Raw genomic sequence first — 17,423 nt, forward strand, 5'->3', positions numbered from 1 at the left:
GACCGCTGAGCCGAACACGCGGCTCGGTGCTTGAAAGGCGCGAGGAAACGCAAAGCGCCGGGTTTTGACCATGATCGTCGGAGAGAACGTCTAGATGTCGCATGATCTGTTCGAAGCCGCTCAGGAGGCCATGGCCAAGGCCTACGCGCCCTATTCGAAATTTCCGGTGGGTGCGGCGTTACGCACCGAGGATGGCCGTGTCTTCACCGGCGCCAACATCGAGGTGGCATCCTATCCGGAAGGCTGGTGCGCCGAGACAACCGCGCTCGGCCACTACATCATGGGCGGCGGCGGCAAGATCGTGGAGATCGCCGTCATCGCCTCGCGCATGGCGAAGTGCACGCCCTGCGGCGGCTGCCGGCAGAGGCTGGCGGAGTTCTGCCGGCCGGACACCAAACTCTACCTCTGCGACAATGGCGGCGTGGTCGAGACCGTGACCATGGGCGACATGCTGCCCTACGGGTTTCGCGGCGACATTTTGAAGTGAGAGTGCTGACATGAAGGAAGCTCTGGACCACCTCGTCGAAAGGCTGGACGGGCTGGCGCCGACGACGGCGATGGTGCTCGGCTCGGGTCTCGGCGGGCTTGTCGACCAGGTCGAAAATGCCGTGCGCGTCTCCTATGCCGATTTTCCGGGTTTCCCCCGCAGCGGCGTTACTGGCCATGCCGGCGAGGTGGTTGCGGGGCTGTTTGCCGGCACGCCGGTGCTGATGCTGTCGGGCCGCGCCCACTATTACGAACACGGCGTTGCCGCGGCGATGCGGCCGGCGCTGGAAGTGCTCGCCGGTATCGGCATCACCAAGCTGATCCTGACCAATGCCGCCGGCTCCGTCGATCCCGACATGCCGCCGGGATCGGTGATGCTGATCACCGACCACATCAATTTCTCTGGCAGCAACCCGCTGATCGGCGAGCCGAGCGACCGCCGCTTCGTCGGCCTGACCGAAGCCTATGACGCCGGCCTGCGTTCGGCCATCGAACGCGCCGCCAAGGCCACCGGGACCAGGCTGCACCAGGGCGTCTATATGTGGTTTTCCGGCCCGTGCTTCGAGACGCCGGCCGAAATCCGCATGGCCCGCATCATGGGCGCCAATGCGGTGGGCATGTCGACCGTGCCGGAGGTTATCCTCGCCCGTTTCCTCGGCCTGCGCGTTGCCGCCTGTTCGGTGATCACCAACCTTGCCGCAGGGATGACCGGGGCGGAGTTGTCACACCAGGAGACCAAGGACATGGCGCCGATCGGCGGCGCGCGCCTGGCGACGATCCTTGCGCATGTGTTCCAGGACGGGTTGCCGGAGCCGAAGGGCGACGACGCCTGATGCTTCCGCAGGAAATCATCCGCCGCAAGCGCGACGGCCAGAAACTTTCGGCGCAGGAGATAGCGGCCTTCGTCGCCGGCGTGACCTCGGGCAGCGTTTCGGACGGCCAGGTCGGCGCCTTCGCCATGGCGGTGTTCTTCAACGGCATGAGTCGCGACGAAGCGGTGGCGCTGACGCTGGCGATGCGCGATTCCGGTGACGTGCTTGACTGGTCGGACCTGCCGGGTCCGGTCACCGACAAGCATTCGACCGGTGGCGTCGGTGACAATGTCTCGCTGATGCTGGCGCCGATCGTCGCCGCCTGCGGCGCCTATGTGCCGATGATCTCGGGTCGGGGGCTTGGCCATACCGGCGGCACGTTGGACAAGATGGACGCCATTCCCGGCTATGTCAGCCAGCCGGACGTGGCGCGCTTTCGCAAGACGGTGCTCGAGACCGGCTGCGCCATCATCGGCCAGACCTCTGACCTCGCGCCTGCCGACCGCCGCCTCTATGCTATCCGCGACGTGACCGGAACGGTGGAATCCGTGCCGCTGATCACCGCCTCAATCCTGTCAAAGAAACTGGCGGCCGGCCTGCAATCGCTGGTGCTCGACGTCAAGGTCGGCAACGGCGCCTTCATGGAGAAGTCGCGCGATGCGACCGCACTGGCCAACAGCCTGGTCGAGGTCGCCAATGGCGCCGGCCTGAAGGCTTCGGCGCTGGTCACCGGCATGAACGAGCCGCTGGCGTCGGCAGCCGGCAATGCCGTGGAGGTGCGCAACGCCGTCGACTTCCTGACCGGGCGGTTCCGCGACAAGCGGCTGGAGGATGTAACGCTGGCGCTGGCCGCCGAGATGCTGCAGTCGACGGGACTGGTGTCATCCCAGCAAGATGGTCTCAGGCGCGCCGCCGAAACGCTGGCCGGTGGCCGCGCGGCGGCCATTTTCGCGCGCATGGTGGCCGCCCTTGGCGGCCCCGCCGATTTCGTCGAGAAGCCGGGAAAATATCTGCCGAAGGCCGCAGTGGAGTTTGCGGTCAAGGCGACCGGCAATGGCTTTGTCACCGGGATCGCCACGCGCGACATCGGCCTTGCCGTGGTCGGGCTCGGCGGCGGGCGGACGCGGCCGGACGACAGGATCGATCATGCGGTCGGCATCACCAGGCTGCTGCCAATCGGCGCCGAGGTGCGATCCGGCGATGCGCTGGCGCTGGTCCATGCCCGCACGGAAGCGGACGCCGAAGCAGCCGCTGCCGCCGTGCTTTCGGCCTACACGATCGGGGCTTCGAAGCCGGCCGCCGACAAGACCGTCATCCGCCGGGTGCTGGCGCGCGGCTAGTGGCAAGCGCTACTGCACGAGCAGCAAGGTGCCGTTTTCGACCTGGTATTTTGCCAGCCGCTGCAAAAAGCTCATGCCGATCAGGTTGGTGTGCAGCGCCCTGTCGTCGAGCACCACCGCCTGGATGTTGTCGATGCTGATCTTGCCGATCTGCAGGCGGTCGATGTTGACCACGGCTGCCCTGATCGCGCCGTTGGCGGTGTTGACCTGATGGCTGAAATCCGACGGGTTGAGCGAGATGCCGATGCGGCGCGCCGTCGAGGTGTTGATGGCGACCAAAGTGGCGCCGGTGTCGATCATGCCGTCGACCTGGCGGCCGTTGAGCTTGAAGGCGGAGGTGAAATGGCCGCGCTCGTCAGCCGCCACCAGTACCTTGCGGCCTGTGGGCAACGGTGTCGCCGGTTTGTCGGGAACCGAGGCGAGGTTCAACTCGGGCTTCGGTTCGGCCACCGGCTTGCTGGCGACGGTCGACTTCAGCAGGCCGTCGAGGATCTGCGGGTTCGACTGGTAGACGATCGGGATCGACGCCGATGTTCCGGCAAACACGCCCAGAATGAGAAGCCTGCGCAGCATGAATGGACCTTCGTGAAGGCCCATTCTCGTGCGCACATGGTGTTTGCCGCTTTAACGCCGGCCCGAAACCGAGGCTTTGCGTAAACGGGCGGTAAACGACGGAATGTCAGCCGGCTTTGCCAGCCGCCGTCATTTGGTCCCGTACATGCGGTCGCCGGCATCGCCGAGGCCGGGCATGATGTAGCCCTTCTCGTTGAGCTGGCGGTCGATTGAGGCGGTGAACACCGGAACATCCGGATGCGCCTTGGTGAAGCGCTCGATGCCCTCTGGTGCCGCCAGCAGGCAGAGGAAGCGGATGTTGGTGGCGCCGCGCCCTTTCAGCTTGTCGATGGCCGCGATCGCCGAATTGGCGGTCGCCAGCATCGGGTCGACGACGATCACCAGCCGGTCGGCGAGGTCGCTCGGCGCCTTGAAGAAATATTCCACCGCCTCCAGCGTCTCGTGGTCGCGGTACAGCCCGATATGGGCGACGCGCGCCGCCGGCACCAGGTCGAGCAGGCCTTCAAGCAGGCCGTTGCCAGCGCGCAGCACCGAGGCGAAGACCAGCTTCTTGCCCTCCAGCGTCGGCGCTTCCATGGTCTCGATCGGCGTCTCGATGGTGGTGGTCGTCAGTTCGAGGTTGCGGGTGACCTCATAGCCGAGCAGCAGCGATATCTCGCGCAGCAGCCGCCGGAAGCCGGCGGTTGACGTCTCCTTCTTGCGCATGATGGTCAGCTTGTGCTGGACAAGCGGGTGGTCGACGACGGTGACGCCCTGCATGGGTTACTCCTGAAATTTTCGCTGCTTGCAACAACCCTAGCGACAATGCGCCGGCCAAGGAACCGCCTGGCGGCGCCGGCCACAGCTTTGTCGCGGGAAATCAGCGCGCGACGGCGTTCAGCCGCGCAAGAAGCGCCGTCTTGGTCTTTCTGTCGACGAAAGCCGCCTCGATCGCCGTTCGCGTGACGGCGGTCAGCGCCTTTTCGTTCATGGCGAAATGCTCGGCGGCGATGTCGTATTCGCGCTTCAGCGAGGTCCAGAAATAGGGCGGGTCGTCGGAGTTCAGCGTCACCTTGCAGCCGGCTGCCTGCAGGGCAGGGAGGGGGTGGTCGGCGAAACTGTCGTAGACTTTGAGCGCGATGTTGGAGCCAGGGCAGCATTCCAGCACCACGCCTTCGTCGGCGATGCGCCTGACAAGGTCAGGGTTTTCGATGGCGCGCACGCCGTGGCCGATGCGCGACGGGCGGATGTGGTCGAGGGCTGCCTGCACCGTCTCCCAGCCGGTCAGTTCGCCGGCATGGATGGTGATGCCGAGGCCGGCTTCGCGGGCGATCTCGAAAGCCCTGACATAATCCTCCATCTCGCCGATACGCTCGTCGCCGGCGACGCCGAAGCCGGTGACCAGCGGGTTGCCGCAGCGCGCGGCGAAGCGCGCCGCCTGTTCGATCGATTCGACGCCGACATGGCGCACGCCGGTGACGATCATGCGGCCCTCTATCCCGGTCTTGGCTTTGGCGCGCAGCATGCCTTCGCCGAGCGCGTCGGTGTAGGCCTTGGGTGACAGGCCGGCCCTGACGGCATGGTCGGGCGAGGTGAAGACTTCGGAATAGATGGCGCCGTCGCGGGCAAGGCTGGTCAGATAATGGTCGGCGAGGCGGGCATAATCCTCCTCGGTGCGAAATAGATCGGAGGAAAAATCGTAAGCCGCGAGGAACGAGGTGAAATCGTGCCAAACGAAGGAACCGTTCTGGATATAGGGCGAGGTGTCCTTGCCGTATTTCTGCGCCTGGCGAATGACGAGTTCGGGCGCCGCTGCCCCTTCAATATGGCAGTGCAGTTCTGCTTTCAAAGGCATTCAAATATCCCGTCGGTCAGTCCAGGTCTTGAAAACCCGCCACCTGGAAGCGCGGCTGAACACCGCGCCTTAAACAATAGCGCCCGCACCATCGATCGGCTATGGTCCCGCCGGTTTTATGGCGGATCAAAATAATGTCAGTTGAGAGAACCACGGCCGCGGGCGGCATGGAAACCTCCTATGGTTTCAAGAGCGTAGGGCCAGGCGACAAGCAGCCTCTGGTCAACGAGGTTTTCCACAAGGTGGCGAACCGCTACGACCTGATGAACGACCTGATGTCGGCCGGACTGCACCGGCTGTGGAAGGACGCCATGGTGACATGGCTCAATCCGCCGAAACGTCCGGGCTGGAAAGTACTCGACGTGGCCGGCGGCACCGGCGACATCGCCTTCCGCATCGTTGACGCCAGCCACGGCAATGCGCATGCCACGGTGCTCGACATCAATGGCTCGATGCTCAGCGTCGGCCGCGACCGGGCTGAGAAGAAGGGGCTCTCCGGAAGCACCGATTTCGTCGAGGCCAATGCCGAAGAACTGCCTTTTGCAGATAGCACGTTCGACGCCTACACCATCGCTTTCGGCATCCGCAACGTGCCGCGCATCGATGTCGCGCTCAGCGAGGCATTCCGCGTGCTGAAGCCCGGCGGGCGGTTCTTGTGCCTGGAGTTTTCCGAGGTCGAGATGCCGCTGCTCGACAAGGTCTACGAAGCGTGGTCGTTCAACGCCATTCCGCAGATCGGCAAGATGGTGACCGGCGACGGCGAGCCCTATTCTTATCTGGTCGAATCGATCCGCAAATTTCCCAACCAGCAGAACTTTGCTTCGATGATCACCCGGGCCGGCTTCGAGCGGGTCTCGTTCCGTAACTATTCCGGCGGCATTGCCGCGCTGCATTCGGGCTGGAAGCTTTGAGGCAGGCCAATTTGCAGCAGGTCAATTTGCAGCAGGTTTGGGCATGAGCAGCGTCGGCGCCGCCTTTCGGCTCGCACGGGCCGGCTGGGTGCTGGTCCGCGAGGGCGTGATCGCAGCACTTCCGGGCGACGAGCTCAGCGGCCTGCCGAAATTCGGCTGGCGCATGGCGCGGCTGTTCACCCGTCGCCGCGCGCTTGCCTATGAGCGCAGCGACCGGCTGGCCAAGGCGGTGGTCCGGCTTGGGCCCTCCTACGTCAAGCTAGGTCAGTTCCTGGCGACGCGGCCCGATGTCGTCGGCAACGACATGGCGCTCGACCTCGCCATGCTGCAGGACAAGATGCACACCTTCCCGCAGGCGGAAGCTGTGGCGGCGATAGAGGGCTCGCTCGGGCGCAAGATCGGCGAGCTCTATACCGAGTTCGGCGATCCGGTCGCGGCGGCCTCCATTGCCCAGGTTCATCCTGCGCAAGCCATCCATGATGGTGTCGATACCAAGGTGGCGGTGAAGGTGATCCGGCCTGGCGTGCGCCGCCGCTTCTTCCAGGACCTCGAAAGCTATTTCCTCGCCGCCCGCCTGCAGGAGAAATACATCCCGTCATCGCGCCGGCTGCGGCCGGTCGAGGTGACCGAGACGCTGGCGCAGACCACCAAGATCGAAATGGATCTGAGGCTCGAGGCGGCCGCGCTTTCGGAGCTCGGCGAAAACACCAAGGACGATCCGGGGTTTCGCGTGCCGTCGGTCGATTGGGAGCGCACCGGCCGCGACGTGCTGACCATGGAGTGGGTCGACGGCGTCAAAATGAACGACGTGGCTGGTCTCGTGGCGGTCGGTCACGATCTCAAGGCGATCGCCACCAACCTGATCCAATCGTTCCTGCGCCACACGCTGCGCGACGGCTTCTTCCATGCCGACATGCATCCGGGCAACCTGTTCGTCGAGGCGAACGGCGATATCGTCGCCGTCGATCTCGGCATTGCCGGACGGCTCGGCAAGAAGGAGCGCCGCTTCCTCGCCGAAATCCTCTACGGCTTCATCACCCGCGACTATCTGCGCGTGGCCGAAGTGCATTTCGAGGCTGGCTATGTGCCGCGCCAGCACAATGTCGCGGCCTTCGCCCAGGCGATCCGCGCCATTGGCGAGCCGATCCATGGCCAGCCGGCCGAGACCATCTCGATGGCCAAGCTTCTGACGCTGCTGTTCGAGGTGACGGAACTGTTCGACATGGCGACGCGGCCCGAATTGATCCTGCTGCAGAAGACCATGGTGGTGGTCGAAGGCGTCGCCCGCACGCTCGACCCGGCCTTCAACATGTGGAAGACGGCCGAGCCGGTGGTCGGCGGCTGGATCGCCGGCAATCTAGGTCCCAGCGGGCTGCTCACCGATGCGCGCGACGGCGCCAAGGCGTTGCTGGCACTCGCTCGCCAAGCACCCGACCTTGCCGCCCGCACCGAGCGGCTGTCGCGCGAGATCGATTTGATGGCCGAGCACGGGCTGCGTTTCGACGAGGCGACATCGCGCGCCATCGGCAAGGCCGAAGCCCGCTACACACGCTCAGGCCGGCTGGCGCTGTGGGTGATCGCGCTGACGCTGGTTTATATTGCCTGGAAGCTGCTCTAGCCGTCTGCCGGGAACGGCTTGTCTCAAAATGATTGCATTGCTATCGTTGCATTCGGGGATTTCGAGCAGAGTGCAATCATATGGCCAGCATCACCATTCGCAACCTTGACGATGAGGTCAAGGATCTGCTGCGCCGGCTTGCGGCGGAGAACGATCGCTCGATGGAAGAGCAGGCGCGGGTGATGATCCGCGCCGCGGTCGAGGGCCAGCTTGCCCCCTCTGGCCGCATCGACCGGATCGAAGAGACGCTGCGCGAACTGGCTGTTGCACGCAGCCCGGCAGCGACGGCTGCAGTTGGGGCGAGCAAGGTCGTGTCGAGGGGCAGCCTTTCCGGCAAGCGCATCCTGCTGATCATTGGCGGCGGCATTGCTGGCTACAAGGCGCTCGACCTGATCCGCCGGCTGCGCGAGCGCGGTGCTGCGGTGCGCGTGGTGATGACGGCGGCAGCGCAGGAGTTCGTCACCACGCTGTCGGTCGGTGCGCTTTCAGCCGACCATGTCTTCACCGACCTGTTCGACCGCAATGATGAACACGATGTCGGCCATATCAGGCTGTCGCGCGAGGCCGATCTTCTGGTGGTGGCGCCGGCCACCGCCGACCTGATGGCCAAGCTCGCCAACGGCCACGCCAACGACCTCGCCTCCACCGTGCTGCTCGCCACCGACAAGAAAGTTTTGCTGGCGCCGGCGATGAACCCGAAAATGTGGTCGCATGCCGCGACGCGCCGTAATCGGGCGACGTTGGCCAAGGACGGCATCGCCTTTGTCGGTCCGGCCAAGGGCGAGATGGCCGAAAGCAACGAGGCCGGCGAAGGCCGCATGGCCGAGCCGTTGGAGATTGTCGCCGCGATCGAAGCGATGCTCGACACCAGGCCGAAGCCGCTCGCCGGCCGCAGGATCATCGTCACCTCGGGCCCGACGCATGAGCCGATCGACCCGGTGCGCTACATCGCCAACCGCTCGTCGGGCAAGCAGGGTCATGCGATCGCGGCAGCGCTGGCGACGCTCGGCGCCGATGTCCAACTGGTCTCCGGCCCTGTGAGCATTGCCGATCCGGCCGGCGTTGCGACGACGCATGTCGAGACCGCAAGCGAGATGAAGGCCGCCGTCGAGAGCCTACTGCCGGCGGACGCCGCTGTGTTCGTCGCTGCCGTTGCCGACTGGCGCACCGCCAATTCCGCCGGCGAGAAGATCAAGAAAGTGGCGGGCGAAGGGCCGCCGGCACTGCAGATGGTCGAAAACCCCGATATTCTGGCCGGCGTCGGTCATCACCAGAAGCGGCCGGGGCTGGTCGTCGGCTTCGCCGCCGAGACGCAGGACCTGATCGCCAACGCCGAGGCCAAGCTAAAGAAGAAGGGCGCCGATCTTATCGTCGCCAATGACGTCTCGCATGAAAGCGGCGTCGGCCCCACCGGCGTCATGGGCGGCGACCGCAACAAGGTGCGCATCGTTTCGAAGTCAGGCGTCGAGGAATGGCCGGAAATGGGCAAGGACGAGGTGGCGGCGCGGCTCGCCGCGCTCATCGCCGAGCGGCTAAAGACCATCGTGGTCTGATCGTCAGCCTTCTTCGAAGAGTTCTATGCAGTTTCCGGAAGGATCATGGATAACCAGTTGCGACCCGCCGGGGCCGCTCCGCAGCGGCACCCGTATTTTGCAGCCGGCAGCTTCGATCCCTGGCAAGCGGGATTTCAAATCCTCGACGATCAGGACAATACGGTTCCAGCCTCCGGGCGAAGGGATCTCGCCGTCGGCGGTCGGTTGCGCGGCCGATGAGCTAGGACCGGCAAGCCACAGCGTCAGCGATCCGCGCCTGACGATGGCCATTGCTGGCCCATATTGTGCGATTACCTCGAATTCCAGGGTATCTCTGTAAAAAGCAATCGCTTCCGGAACATCATGGACAAAGTAACGTACGGCGGACATAGCGCATCCTCGCTGCGTTTTTTCGCACACTAGCCAATCCGCCAGGCGAGCGGCAGTATTAAGGTGGTGAAAAACCGTCGCGGCGCGGCTCGCCGCGCTCAGGACCTCACTCGGCGGCGATACCTGGTGCGCTTGCGCCCGCGGCAAGCGCGGCTTCGATCGACTCCGCAATGATCCGCAGGCCGCGATCCAGTTCCTGCTCAGAGATGGTCAGCGGCGGGGCGATGCGGAAGACGCCGCCCATACCAGGAAGCTTGACGATGTTCATGCTGAGACCGCGCCGGAACGCCTCCGCCGCGATCGTGGCGCCGAGCTGGTGGTCCGGCTCCTTGCCATCCCTAACGATCTCGACGCCGAGCAGAAGGCCACGCCCGCGCACGTCGCCGACGCATTCATAGCGCTGCTTGAGCCCCGACAACCCGTCGAACAAACGCGCGCCCATACGCCGTGCCCTGTCGACCAGCCGCTCTTCCTCCACCACATCGAGCACGGCGAGGCCGACGGCCGCCGGCAGGGGGTCGGAGACATGCGTGGTGTAGAACAGGAAGCCTTTCTCGTGCGCGGCGTCTTCGATGTCGGCTGTTGTCATGACGGCCGATAGAGGCAGGCCGGCGCCGATGGTCTTGGACAGCGTGAGGATGTCAGGCGTGACGCCGTCCCGCTGGAAGGCGAACATGTCGCCGGTGCGGCCAATGCCGGTCTGCGCCTCGTCGAGGATCAGCAGCATGCCGCGCTCGCGACACTTCTGCTGCAGCGCCGCCAGATATCCCGGCGGCAGTTCCAGTATGCCGCCGCTCGACAGAATCGGCTCGGCGACGAACGCCGCCAGGCTCCCCGTCGACTGGCTGTCGACAAGGTCGAAGGCATCGTCGAGTTCGGTGCGCCAGTCGAGCGAGCCGTCGGCGTGCTTGAAGCGCGGCCGAAAACTGTTGGGAGCGGGGATAGCGAGTGATCCGACCGTGGCGGGACCGTAGCCCTTGCGGCCGGCGCTGTAGGTCGCCGATGCCGCGGCCCCGGTCATGCCGTGCCAGCTCTTGGAGAAGGCAACGACCTCGTGCTTGCCTGTCACCAGCTTGGCCATGCGGATCGCGGCTTCATTCGATTCCGCACCCGTCGAAAGCAGCATGACCCGGTCGAGTCCTGGCGCCAGTGCCGCAAGGCGTTCGGCAAGCTCGACCACCGGTCGCGACAGCATGCCGCTGAAGAGATGCGCGACCTCCGCGATTTGGCGGGTCACCGTCGACACGATCCTGGGATGAGAATGCCCGAGCAGCGCGCTCATCTGGCCGGAGGTGAAGTCGAGGATCGGCCTGTCGTCGGCATCGTAGACGAAGGAGCCGGCGGCTCGCTCGATGATGGCGGGTTCGAAGCTGCCGCCATAGCGTATCAAATGCTTCTGCGCCGCAGCCCAGAATTCCCGATCCGCATTTTTCGACATGCCGCAGCTCCATAAAACCGTTGAGGAGGAAAAAATAGCCGATGGCGCGGGTGCAGTAAAGTTGATAGTAGTCGGATTCCGATATCAATGGAATTGATATGCAGGCTCCACTCGATCTCAAGCTGCTGACGACCTTTGTGCGTGCGGCGCATTCGGGAACGCTGAGTGCGGTGGCCATACAGGTTGGGCGCACGCAGTCGGCCGTGACCATGCAGATACAACGGCTCGAGGAGGCGCTGGGCCAAAACCTGTTTCATCGCAGCGGCAGCGGCGTGCGGCTGACCGGCAGCGGCGAGCGCTTTCTCGCCTATGCCGAGCGCATTCTCAAAATCCATGATGAAGCGATCTCGGCGCTGTCCGACAAGGGCCTGCACGGCTCGATCATTTTCGGCAGCCCCGAGGATTATCTGAGCGCCTTCTTTCCCGCCCTCTTGAAGAGTTTCGGCACGATGTATCCCGATGTCGAGATCAAGGTGGTCTCAGCGCCGACCGTCGAATTGCGCACGCTGCTCAACGCACGCCAGATCGACCTGGCGCTGGTTTCGAATGCGCATGATGCACAAGGCGTCGTGCGCACGGAACGGCTGGTCTGGGTCGGCAGCAAGCCGACCTTGGATCTCTATGAATTCGGCGACACCGTGCCGCTGGCGCTGTCGGCGTCGAACGCTGTCGACCACAGAGCGGCGTGCGAGGCCATGGCCCGCGCCGGGCTGCGCTACAAAATCGCCTATGCCAGCAACAGCCTTGCGGGGTTGATCGCGGTGGCGCGGTCGGGTCTCGCGATCAGCGTGATGGCGCAGGAGGCGGTGCCATCCGACCTGCATATTCTGCCGCTGCCTCCACTGCCGCGCCTTGGCATTCTCATCGCCTTTGCCGACACCGAGCGGTCGCCTGCGGTGGAGGCGTTTGCCAATCACATCCGCAGCGTTCTTCCGTCTCTTTGAGCGCTGGCCGGCCGGAGGCGACCGGCCAGTTTTCCGGCCGTGGCCTCAGCCTGTCGCCAATTGCGGCCGGCTTGCCGTCAAAGCCATCCTCAACGCCGCCAGGCAGCCGATAATGCCGAGCGGCACGAAGGCGAGGAACAGCCAGCCGGCGACGCTGGCCGCCGCATCGCGGTTCAGCCCTGCGGAGAAGCCGCTGGCATTGGCGATGATGCCGGCGACAGCAGCACCGACGGCGTAGCCGATGCGCTGCATGGTCGGCACGGCGGCCGAGGCAATCGTCTGCTCGCCATCGCGAGCCGAGGCGACGATGATGCGCGTCAGGAACGGCCAGGTGACGCCGAAGCCACCACCTTGCAGCAGGGCGCAGACCAGGATCAGCGGGATCGACCCCGACGGGATCGAGTAAGCGAAACCGGCGAGGCCGGATGCAATCATCAGCGCGCCGATGACGATGATTTGCCGTTCGCGCTCCAGCGGCGCATTGGCGACGGCAATCGACAGGATCGACCAGGCGATCGATTCGGCGGCGATGATGTAGCCGGTGGTCAGGATCGGGATGCCGTGCAGCGTGGTCAGCAGCAGTGGCCCGTAGATCGAGAAGGAGACCGTCGCCACCGAAAAGGCGGCGACCACGGTCATGCCGCTGCCGACCGGCGAGCGCCACGAAAACAGCTGTGAGGGGAACAGCCGCGAGCGCGGCTTCATGGCGTCGACGAATACGAACAGCGCCAGTCCGGCGAGGCCGAGAAAAAGCAGCAGCGAGGAGCGCAGCAGGGCGACGTCGACGCCGGCGGTGGCGATCAGCACGACAGCGATGGCGAGACAGCCAAGTGCTGCATAGGGGAAGGGTGGCGAGGTGCCGGCGGCGGCTTGCGGCTTTGTCGCTTCCGGCGTGTTCAGCACGATGAAACTCGCCAGCGCCATGGCGATGCCGCCGAGCACGAAGACGCCGAAGGCCCAGCGCCAGGACAACAGCTCGACCATGATGGCGCCGAGCATCGGGCCGCTGAAGGCGGCGACGCCCCAGATCGCCGACATGATGCCGAACAGCTGCGGCCAGATGTTGCGGTTAAACAGCCGCTCGACCGAGACGAAGGCCAGCGACACCAGCGCGCCGCCGCCGAGACCCTCGACCAGGCGGCCGGCGAGAAACACCGGCATGGATGGTGCGGTGGCGCAGATCAGCGCGCCGGCGGCATAGAGCAAAGCGGCGACTGTCACATTGGAACGCAGCGCGACATAGCTGACCATGCGCCCGGCGGCGGCACCGGCGACGATGGCGCCGAGCTCGTAGACGGCCAGCGACCAGCCGACGAATTGCACGCCGGCGAGGTCGCCGACCATGGCCGGCATCACCGTCGCCACCATCGTCTCGTTGGTGGCGTGCAGCAGGATGCCGAGGCTGATGAAGCAGAAGCGCGCGAGGTCGCCGCTTGCCCACAAGGCCCGCCAGTCGACTTTGTTGCTGGTGATTTCAGTCATTCTTTTTACCCTGCTTTACATATGCGCGTGCCGGCGCATGGCGCCAGAAGCCAGCGGGGCTTTCCGGCGGGGCCATGCGCGCTGTTTCAGTCAGGGCAGGCTTCTAAAACCTCAACCGTGGTTGAGTTCAAGCGACTTTTTTCGCCCTTACCTCGCCGATCAGTTCTCGGTGCTGCGCAGCTGGAACTGGCTGACGCCGATGGCGATGTTGATGCCGGTCTGGGTCTGCAGGCTGAGCGGCTGCAAGGTAAAGGCCTGCGAGGAGCCGCCGACCAGCAGATTGGCGCCGGCGCCGACCGCTGCCGTCACTTCGGCGCTGGCGCCGACATAGTCGCCGGCCAGCGCGCCCGGGGCATAGATGTTCTTCAGCGGCGTCAGCACCAGCCACTGCATGACAGTCTGCTTGGTGGTGCCGATATCCAACCCGTATTTGTTGACGGCGCCGAAATAGGCTTCCGGCGAAAAGCTCTTGTCGGCCGGCGTGAAGGTGCAGCTCAGATCCTTGCTGGAGCCGAAGATGAAGCCGGTGCCGCCGCCGATGGCGCAATCGAGCACGCCGAGTTCTATGCCCTGGTCCTGCGCTTGAGCCTGTTCTGCCCAGGCAATGGCGATGATGGCAGCGGCGGCGATGGTCTTCAGCACGGCGGTTCCCCCAAAAAGCATACGGCGCGAAACAGTATCCTGTTCCGCGCCGTACGTAGAGGGATCAGTCGATCCTTATTTGCCGATGCTTACTTGAACGAGTGGATCAGCTCCAGCGAGGTCACCGCCACCGCCACATTGACGCCTGTCTGCGCCTGGACGCTGAGCGGCTCCAGCACAAAGGCGCCGTCCAGCCCGCCGACCAGCAGATTGGCGCCGCCGCCGGTCACGACGCTCGCCTCGGCGTTGACGCCGTAATAATGGCCGGCAAGGTCGCCCCCGTCATGGCTGCGGGTGGCGGCCAGAACAGCCCACACCAGCTGGCCCTGATGCGTCTGGCCGAGATCGACGCCGAGCTTGGAGATCATCCCCGTGTATTTCTCGGACGGCCCATGGTGGTAGGGGCGGAAGGTACAGTCGACGCCCTTGTTCGACGTGACGACGTAACCGACGCCACCGTCGATGGTGCAATCGAGCGTGCCGAGTTGAAGCTTGCCGGCGCTGGCGGGAACGGCAAGCAGCGTCGTGGCGAGCGCTGCGGCGCAGCCGAGTTTCTTGATCATGGGTCAGTCCTTTCGAAAAATTGCCTTCAACAACGGTTGAACGGCCCGGAGCGTTCCGCTGAAAACTTGGCGCGATCAAGGCAAGGGTTAACGCTTTGCCCCTCGGTGGTTAAGATTGAGTGATGGCGTGTCGGCCAGAGCTCAGTGGCGCCACAGGCGCCCGAGCGCCGACCAGGCCTTGTCCAGCGGGCCTGGGTCCGGCAAATCGACCAGCACCGTGCCGTGGAAATCCTCGGGATAGCGCCGGTAGAAGTCGATGTCGTTGACGGGCCGCCGTCCGCGAAGGGCGCGGCGCATGTCGGGATGCGGCTTCAGCGGCGAGTGGGCCAGCTGCCCCGCCTTCTCAGCCAGCTCGTCAAAATCCTGCTCTATGAAATCATCCACGTCGAAGGCGATTTTCGACCTGATATAGTCATTGGCGTTGATGCGATGCGCAATGTATTTCAGCATCTGCCACACCGGGGCGTCGCTGTCGTCCGTCCCGCCGTTTTCCACGGCCAGGATGAGGTAATAGGCCGGCTGCCCCAGCCAGAACATGGTCAACGCCGTGGCCTTTCGCATTGCGGCTGGCGCGCGATCCAGAACAGCGGGTCGATGTCGCAATCCCAGTTGAAGTCGAGCACGGCCCGGTGCCAATCGTCGGGAGAGGCAGTTTCAAGCCAGGCGATCTGCTGCTTGATCTGGAGTTCGTTCTCGTCCATCGCGGTGCCGTTCCGATGTCGCGGTCGCTTCTCGGCTTCCATTTTGACGCGCAAAGATTGCGATTTTGCTGCGCGGGCTTGTGGCGACCTGCACAGGGAAGGGAACACTGTTGGATAAAACGTTGCCGGCGACGTCCCACGCGGCGAACCGGCTGAGTATCAGCCGGCGGTGGCGGTGGCGGTGCGCGACAGGCCGTCCTTGGCCGGCTGGTAGGTCGGGTCGAGGTGAACCGCTTCGCGGTAGGCCTTCGACGCCTTGACCTTGTCGCCGCGACGCTCGTAGATCAGCGCCTGATTGGACCATGCCTCGGCGTTCTTGCCGTCGAGCTTGATGGCCATGTTGAAGTCGGAGAAGGCGTTGTCCTCGTCATTCATGGCGAGATAGGACAGGCCGCGGCCGTTATAGGGTTCGGCGGCATCCGGCGCCAGCGAGATGGCGGTCGAGAAATCCTCGATGGCAAATTTGTGCTGGCCCTGGCTCTGATAGATCAGGCCGCGATTGTGGTAGGCGCGGGCATCCGTGGTGTCGAGCTGGATCGCCTTCTGGAAATCGTTGAAGGCCTGCTGGGTCTGGCCGGCCTTGCGATAGAGATTGCCGCGGCCGATATAGGCGGCGTCGTAATTGCCGTTGATCTGGATCGAGCGGTTGTAGTCGGCAAGGGCGGCGGCCTGGTTGCCGAGGAAGCGCTGGATCAGCGCCCGGTTCGAATAGGCCTGGTAGAAATTCGGATTGAGCTGGATGGCGGTGTCGAAGTCCTTCAGCGCCGCCTGGTACTGGCCGCCACGGCCATAGGCCGAGCCGCGCACATTGTAGCCTTCCGGATCCTGCGGATTGCGCTGGATCACCGCCGACAGCGAGGAGATGTTCTCGGTCGAGCCTTGCGCCTTGTCGATGTTGTTGAATTCGCCGGTCGGGACGCTCTGGCAGCTGGCAAGCACCAGGCCGGACATCAGGGCTGCCGTCAGGGCGAAACCGCGCATTGTGGTTCTGCGCTCTACGCTGATTGCATTCATGTCTGCCCTGTCCTCACTTCAGTCGCGTCGCTCAGTCCAGGTCCCCCTCCGGGCCGGGTTCACAGATTGTCGTAACAAAATCTAGAGCGTCGTTTGCGCGTTCAAGGGAACGCCCTTCATTCTAACAAAAAGGCGGCGCTCTAAACAAAAAGGTGGCGGCGATTCCGCATCGCGCCACCTCAAATTATCCTTCGAAAAGGACGAAAAATTGGCGTCAGAACCGCGGCGGGCGCGGAGCACCACCAGGACCACCGGCGGCGCCGGCAGCAACCGGGCGCGGCGTCATCGGCAGCAGGCCTTCGCGCTGAGCGCGCTTGCGGGCCAGCTTGCGGGCGCGGCGAACGGCTTCAGCCTTTTCACGGGCGCGCTTCTCAGAGGGCTTCTCGTAATGACCGCGCATCTTCATTTCGCGGAAAATGCCTTCACGCTGCATCTTCTTCTTGAGAGCGCGAAGCGCCTGATCAACGTTATTGTCGCGGACGAGTACCTGCACGGGCAATCCTGTCTTTCGGGTTTGATATCAACAGGCAAGCGGCCATAGCCACATGCCTCCGCGGTGATTTACACCACGAATTGTGGCGGCTGATAGCAGAATCAGGCCGCGCTGTCCACACTCGAAATGAAGGACAACCGCCAATTTGCCACGGTCACCTCCAGATAGGGCGCCAACTAGGCGCTGGCCAGGTGCAGTCGCGCGAAATCCTCGAAGAATTCGCCGTAGTCGCAGGTGATTTCCTCGCCAGCTGCAATGTCGCGGGTCGCGGTGGCGCCGCCATATTGCGAAAAGTCGGTGTTCGGCCGTTCGGCGTGGTTCATGAAGCGGCCATTGTCGACCTCATAGACCATGAATCCGGGTCGGTCCGGGCTCGGATAGGCGTAGCGGTCGAGCAATTCCCTGAGATGCGGGGGTGCCGCCTCGTATCTGTCCATCGGGATCAGCCGGTCGAACTCCGGATCGAGCCGCCAGATCGAGGCGCCCTTTTTGATCGGCTCGGCGGCGAACACGCCGACGCCTTCGATTGCGCTCTGGGCGACATAGGTTCTGATCAGCAACATGTCCGTCTCCTCGCTCGAAACCGAATTGCCAAATCGTGTGGAAAAAGCAAGTCCGGTTTCGAGGCTCTATGGCTGATCGGGAGAGGC

At 64.2% G+C, this 17,423-nt stretch carries 20 protein-coding genes; 7 read left to right on the top strand and 13 right to left on the bottom strand.

The genetic code is table 11. The features are described from left to right. The first annotated feature begins 94 nt into the window (after positions 1 to 94). The 3 genes from cdd to deoA are packed head-to-tail and all read left to right on the top strand — an operon-like array spanning position 95 to position 2,638. The gene (cdd, locus tag AC04SH_RS16735) at positions 95 to 487 is read left to right on the top strand and encodes a cytidine deaminase (protein ID WP_352559568.1); all 393 of its coding nucleotides are present in this window, start codon (positions 95 to 97) and stop codon (positions 485 to 487) included. 10 nt (positions 488 to 497) lie between these two features. Beyond that, entirely contained in the window at positions 498 to 1,319 is an 822-nt protein-coding gene (locus AC04SH_RS16740; protein WP_488575849.1) for a purine-nucleoside phosphorylase, read from the top strand. Then, positions 1,319 to 2,638 (top strand): thymidine phosphorylase, encoded by a 1,320-nt coding sequence (gene deoA / locus AC04SH_RS16745; protein ID WP_488575850.1) that lies wholly within the window; start codon positions 1,319 to 1,321, stop codon positions 2,636 to 2,638. Before AC04SH_RS16740 ends, deoA begins: the two co-directional genes overlap by 1 nt. A 9-nt stretch (positions 2,639 to 2,647) precedes the next feature. Here deoA and AC04SH_RS16750 read toward each other — a convergent pair whose 3' ends face one another. The 3 genes from AC04SH_RS16750 to AC04SH_RS16760 all read right to left on the bottom strand — a co-directional run bounded on the left by AC04SH_RS16750 (position 2,648) and on the right by AC04SH_RS16760 (position 5,045). After that, positions 2,648 to 3,211, bottom strand: coding sequence for a TIGR02281 family clan AA aspartic protease (locus AC04SH_RS16750; protein ID WP_488575851.1), 564 nt, complete (start codon positions 3,209 to 3,211; stop codon positions 2,648 to 2,650). Positions 3,212 to 3,340: 129 nt separating this feature from the next. Continuing rightward, positions 3,341 to 3,970, bottom strand: coding sequence for a uracil phosphoribosyltransferase (upp, locus tag AC04SH_RS16755; RefSeq protein ID WP_095084682.1), 630 nt, complete (start codon positions 3,968 to 3,970; stop codon positions 3,341 to 3,343). Positions 3,971 to 4,070: 100 nt separating this feature from the next. Continuing rightward, positions 4,071 to 5,045 (bottom strand): adenosine deaminase, encoded by a 975-nt coding sequence (locus AC04SH_RS16760; protein WP_488575852.1) that lies wholly within the window; start codon positions 5,043 to 5,045, stop codon positions 4,071 to 4,073. 134 nt (positions 5,046 to 5,179) lie between these two features. On the opposite strand from AC04SH_RS16760, the gene ubiE reads away from it, so the two are divergent. From ubiE to coaBC, 3 genes are all read left to right on the top strand, one after another. Continuing rightward, the gene (ubiE, locus tag AC04SH_RS16765; RefSeq protein WP_488575853.1) at positions 5,180 to 5,956 is read left to right on the top strand and encodes a bifunctional demethylmenaquinone methyltransferase/2-methoxy-6-polyprenyl-1,4-benzoquinol methylase UbiE; all 777 of its coding nucleotides are present in this window, start codon (positions 5,180 to 5,182) and stop codon (positions 5,954 to 5,956) included. A 43-nt stretch (positions 5,957 to 5,999) separates the two neighbouring features. Beyond that, on the top strand, positions 6,000 to 7,574 hold the full coding sequence (gene ubiB, locus AC04SH_RS16770; RefSeq protein WP_488575854.1) for a 2-polyprenylphenol 6-hydroxylase: 1,575 nt from the start codon (positions 6,000 to 6,002) through the stop codon (positions 7,572 to 7,574). An 80-nt stretch (positions 7,575 to 7,654) separates the two neighbouring features. Next, positions 7,655 to 9,127, top strand: coding sequence for a bifunctional phosphopantothenoylcysteine decarboxylase/phosphopantothenate--cysteine ligase CoaBC (gene coaBC / locus AC04SH_RS16775; protein ID WP_488575855.1), 1,473 nt, complete (start codon positions 7,655 to 7,657; stop codon positions 9,125 to 9,127). A gap of 3 nt (positions 9,128 to 9,130) precedes the next feature. Here the strand turns inward: coaBC and AC04SH_RS16780 are convergent, their stop codons facing one another. Further along, entirely contained in the window at positions 9,131 to 9,496 is a 366-nt protein-coding gene (locus tag AC04SH_RS16780; RefSeq protein WP_488575856.1) for a VOC family protein, read from the bottom strand. A gap of 106 nt (positions 9,497 to 9,602) precedes the next feature. Continuing rightward, complete coding sequence (locus AC04SH_RS16785; protein WP_488575857.1) at positions 9,603 to 10,934, bottom strand: aspartate aminotransferase family protein; 1,332 nt, start codon at positions 10,932 to 10,934, stop codon at positions 9,603 to 9,605. Positions 10,935 to 11,032: 98 nt separating this feature from the next. Here AC04SH_RS16785 and AC04SH_RS16790 point away from each other — a divergent pair, with 98 nt between their 5' ends. Continuing rightward, entirely contained in the window at positions 11,033 to 11,878 is an 846-nt protein-coding gene (locus AC04SH_RS16790) for a LysR family transcriptional regulator (protein WP_477350993.1), read from the top strand. A 45-nt stretch (positions 11,879 to 11,923) separates the two neighbouring features. Here the strand turns inward: AC04SH_RS16790 and AC04SH_RS16795 are convergent, their stop codons facing one another. From AC04SH_RS16795 to AC04SH_RS16830, 8 genes are all read right to left on the bottom strand, one after another. Beyond that, entirely contained in the window at positions 11,924 to 13,360 is a 1,437-nt protein-coding gene (locus AC04SH_RS16795) for an MFS transporter (RefSeq protein WP_477233162.1), read from the bottom strand. Positions 13,361 to 13,519: 159 nt separating this feature from the next. After that, positions 13,520 to 14,023, bottom strand: a complete 504-nt coding sequence (locus tag AC04SH_RS16800) for a DUF992 domain-containing protein (RefSeq protein WP_488575858.1) — start codon at positions 14,021 to 14,023, stop codon at positions 13,520 to 13,522. A gap of 68 nt (positions 14,024 to 14,091) precedes the next feature. Next, positions 14,092 to 14,565: a DUF992 domain-containing protein gene (locus tag AC04SH_RS16805; protein ID WP_488575859.1), complete on the bottom strand. Its 474-nt coding sequence runs from the start codon at positions 14,563 to 14,565 to the stop codon at positions 14,092 to 14,094. A 141-nt stretch (positions 14,566 to 14,706) separates the two neighbouring features. Beyond that, entirely contained in the window at positions 14,707 to 15,126 is a 420-nt protein-coding gene (locus AC04SH_RS16810; RefSeq protein WP_488575860.1) for a hypothetical protein, read from the bottom strand. Then, positions 15,105 to 15,266: a hypothetical protein gene (locus AC04SH_RS16815; RefSeq protein ID WP_488575861.1), complete on the bottom strand. Its 162-nt coding sequence runs from the start codon at positions 15,264 to 15,266 to the stop codon at positions 15,105 to 15,107. The genes AC04SH_RS16810 and AC04SH_RS16815 overlap by 22 nt, the downstream gene beginning before the upstream one ends. 159 nt (positions 15,267 to 15,425) lie before the next feature. Further along, complete coding sequence (locus tag AC04SH_RS16820) at positions 15,426 to 16,280, bottom strand: tetratricopeptide repeat protein (protein ID WP_477233158.1); 855 nt, start codon at positions 16,278 to 16,280, stop codon at positions 15,426 to 15,428. A 214-nt stretch (positions 16,281 to 16,494) separates the two neighbouring features. Further along, positions 16,495 to 16,773, bottom strand: a complete 279-nt coding sequence (gene rpsU / locus AC04SH_RS16825; protein ID WP_023671138.1) for a 30S ribosomal protein S21 — start codon at positions 16,771 to 16,773, stop codon at positions 16,495 to 16,497. A gap of 176 nt (positions 16,774 to 16,949) precedes the next feature. Beyond that, a complete protein-coding gene (locus AC04SH_RS16830) occupies positions 16,950 to 17,336 on the bottom strand; it encodes an SET domain-containing protein (RefSeq protein ID WP_488575862.1) in 387 nt (128 codons plus the stop codon). Positions 17,337 to 17,423 lie beyond the last annotated feature (87 nt).

The organism is Mesorhizobium sp. CNPSo 4688, assembly GCF_057784295.1.

What these genes read in the sequence shown, in the direction of transcription:
- cdd (WP_352559568.1), top strand. Translation starts at nt 95, where the DNA reads ATGTCGCATGATCTGTTCGAAGCCGCTCAGGAGGCCATGGCCAAGGCC.
- AC04SH_RS16740 (WP_488575849.1), top strand. Translation starts at nt 498, where the DNA reads ATGAAGGAAGCTCTGGACCACCTCGTCGAAAGGCTGGACGGGCTGGCG.
- deoA (WP_488575850.1), top strand. Translation starts at nt 1,319, where the DNA reads ATGCTTCCGCAGGAAATCATCCGCCGCAAGCGCGACGGCCAGAAACTT.
- AC04SH_RS16750 (WP_488575851.1), bottom strand. Translation starts at nt 3,211, where the DNA reads ATGCTGCGCAGGCTTCTCATTCTGGGCGTGTTTGCCGGAACATCGGCG.
- upp (WP_095084682.1), bottom strand. Translation starts at nt 3,970, where the DNA reads ATGCAGGGCGTCACCGTCGTCGACCACCCGCTTGTCCAGCACAAGCTG.
- AC04SH_RS16760 (WP_488575852.1), bottom strand. Translation starts at nt 5,045, where the DNA reads ATGCCTTTGAAAGCAGAACTGCACTGCCATATTGAAGGGGCAGCGGCG.
- ubiE (WP_488575853.1), top strand. Translation starts at nt 5,180, where the DNA reads ATGTCAGTTGAGAGAACCACGGCCGCGGGCGGCATGGAAACCTCCTAT.
- ubiB (WP_488575854.1), top strand. Translation starts at nt 6,000, where the DNA reads ATGAGCAGCGTCGGCGCCGCCTTTCGGCTCGCACGGGCCGGCTGGGTG.
- coaBC (WP_488575855.1), top strand. Translation starts at nt 7,655, where the DNA reads ATGGCCAGCATCACCATTCGCAACCTTGACGATGAGGTCAAGGATCTG.
- AC04SH_RS16780 (WP_488575856.1), bottom strand. Translation starts at nt 9,496, where the DNA reads ATGTCCGCCGTACGTTACTTTGTCCATGATGTTCCGGAAGCGATTGCT.
- AC04SH_RS16785 (WP_488575857.1), bottom strand. Translation starts at nt 10,934, where the DNA reads ATGTCGAAAAATGCGGATCGGGAATTCTGGGCTGCGGCGCAGAAGCAT.
- AC04SH_RS16790 (WP_477350993.1), top strand. Translation starts at nt 11,033, where the DNA reads ATGCAGGCTCCACTCGATCTCAAGCTGCTGACGACCTTTGTGCGTGCG.
- AC04SH_RS16795 (WP_477233162.1), bottom strand. Translation starts at nt 13,360, where the DNA reads ATGACTGAAATCACCAGCAACAAAGTCGACTGGCGGGCCTTGTGGGCA.
- AC04SH_RS16800 (WP_488575858.1), bottom strand. Translation starts at nt 14,023, where the DNA reads ATGCTTTTTGGGGGAACCGCCGTGCTGAAGACCATCGCCGCCGCTGCC.
- AC04SH_RS16805 (WP_488575859.1), bottom strand. Translation starts at nt 14,565, where the DNA reads ATGATCAAGAAACTCGGCTGCGCCGCAGCGCTCGCCACGACGCTGCTT.
- AC04SH_RS16810 (WP_488575860.1), bottom strand. Translation starts at nt 15,126, where the DNA reads ATGCGAAAGGCCACGGCGTTGACCATGTTCTGGCTGGGGCAGCCGGCC.
- AC04SH_RS16815 (WP_488575861.1), bottom strand. Translation starts at nt 15,266, where the DNA reads ATGGACGAGAACGAACTCCAGATCAAGCAGCAGATCGCCTGGCTTGAA.
- AC04SH_RS16820 (WP_477233158.1), bottom strand. Translation starts at nt 16,280, where the DNA reads ATGAATGCAATCAGCGTAGAGCGCAGAACCACAATGCGCGGTTTCGCC.
- AC04SH_RS16830 (WP_488575862.1), bottom strand. Translation starts at nt 17,336, where the DNA reads ATGTTGCTGATCAGAACCTATGTCGCCCAGAGCGCAATCGAAGGCGTC.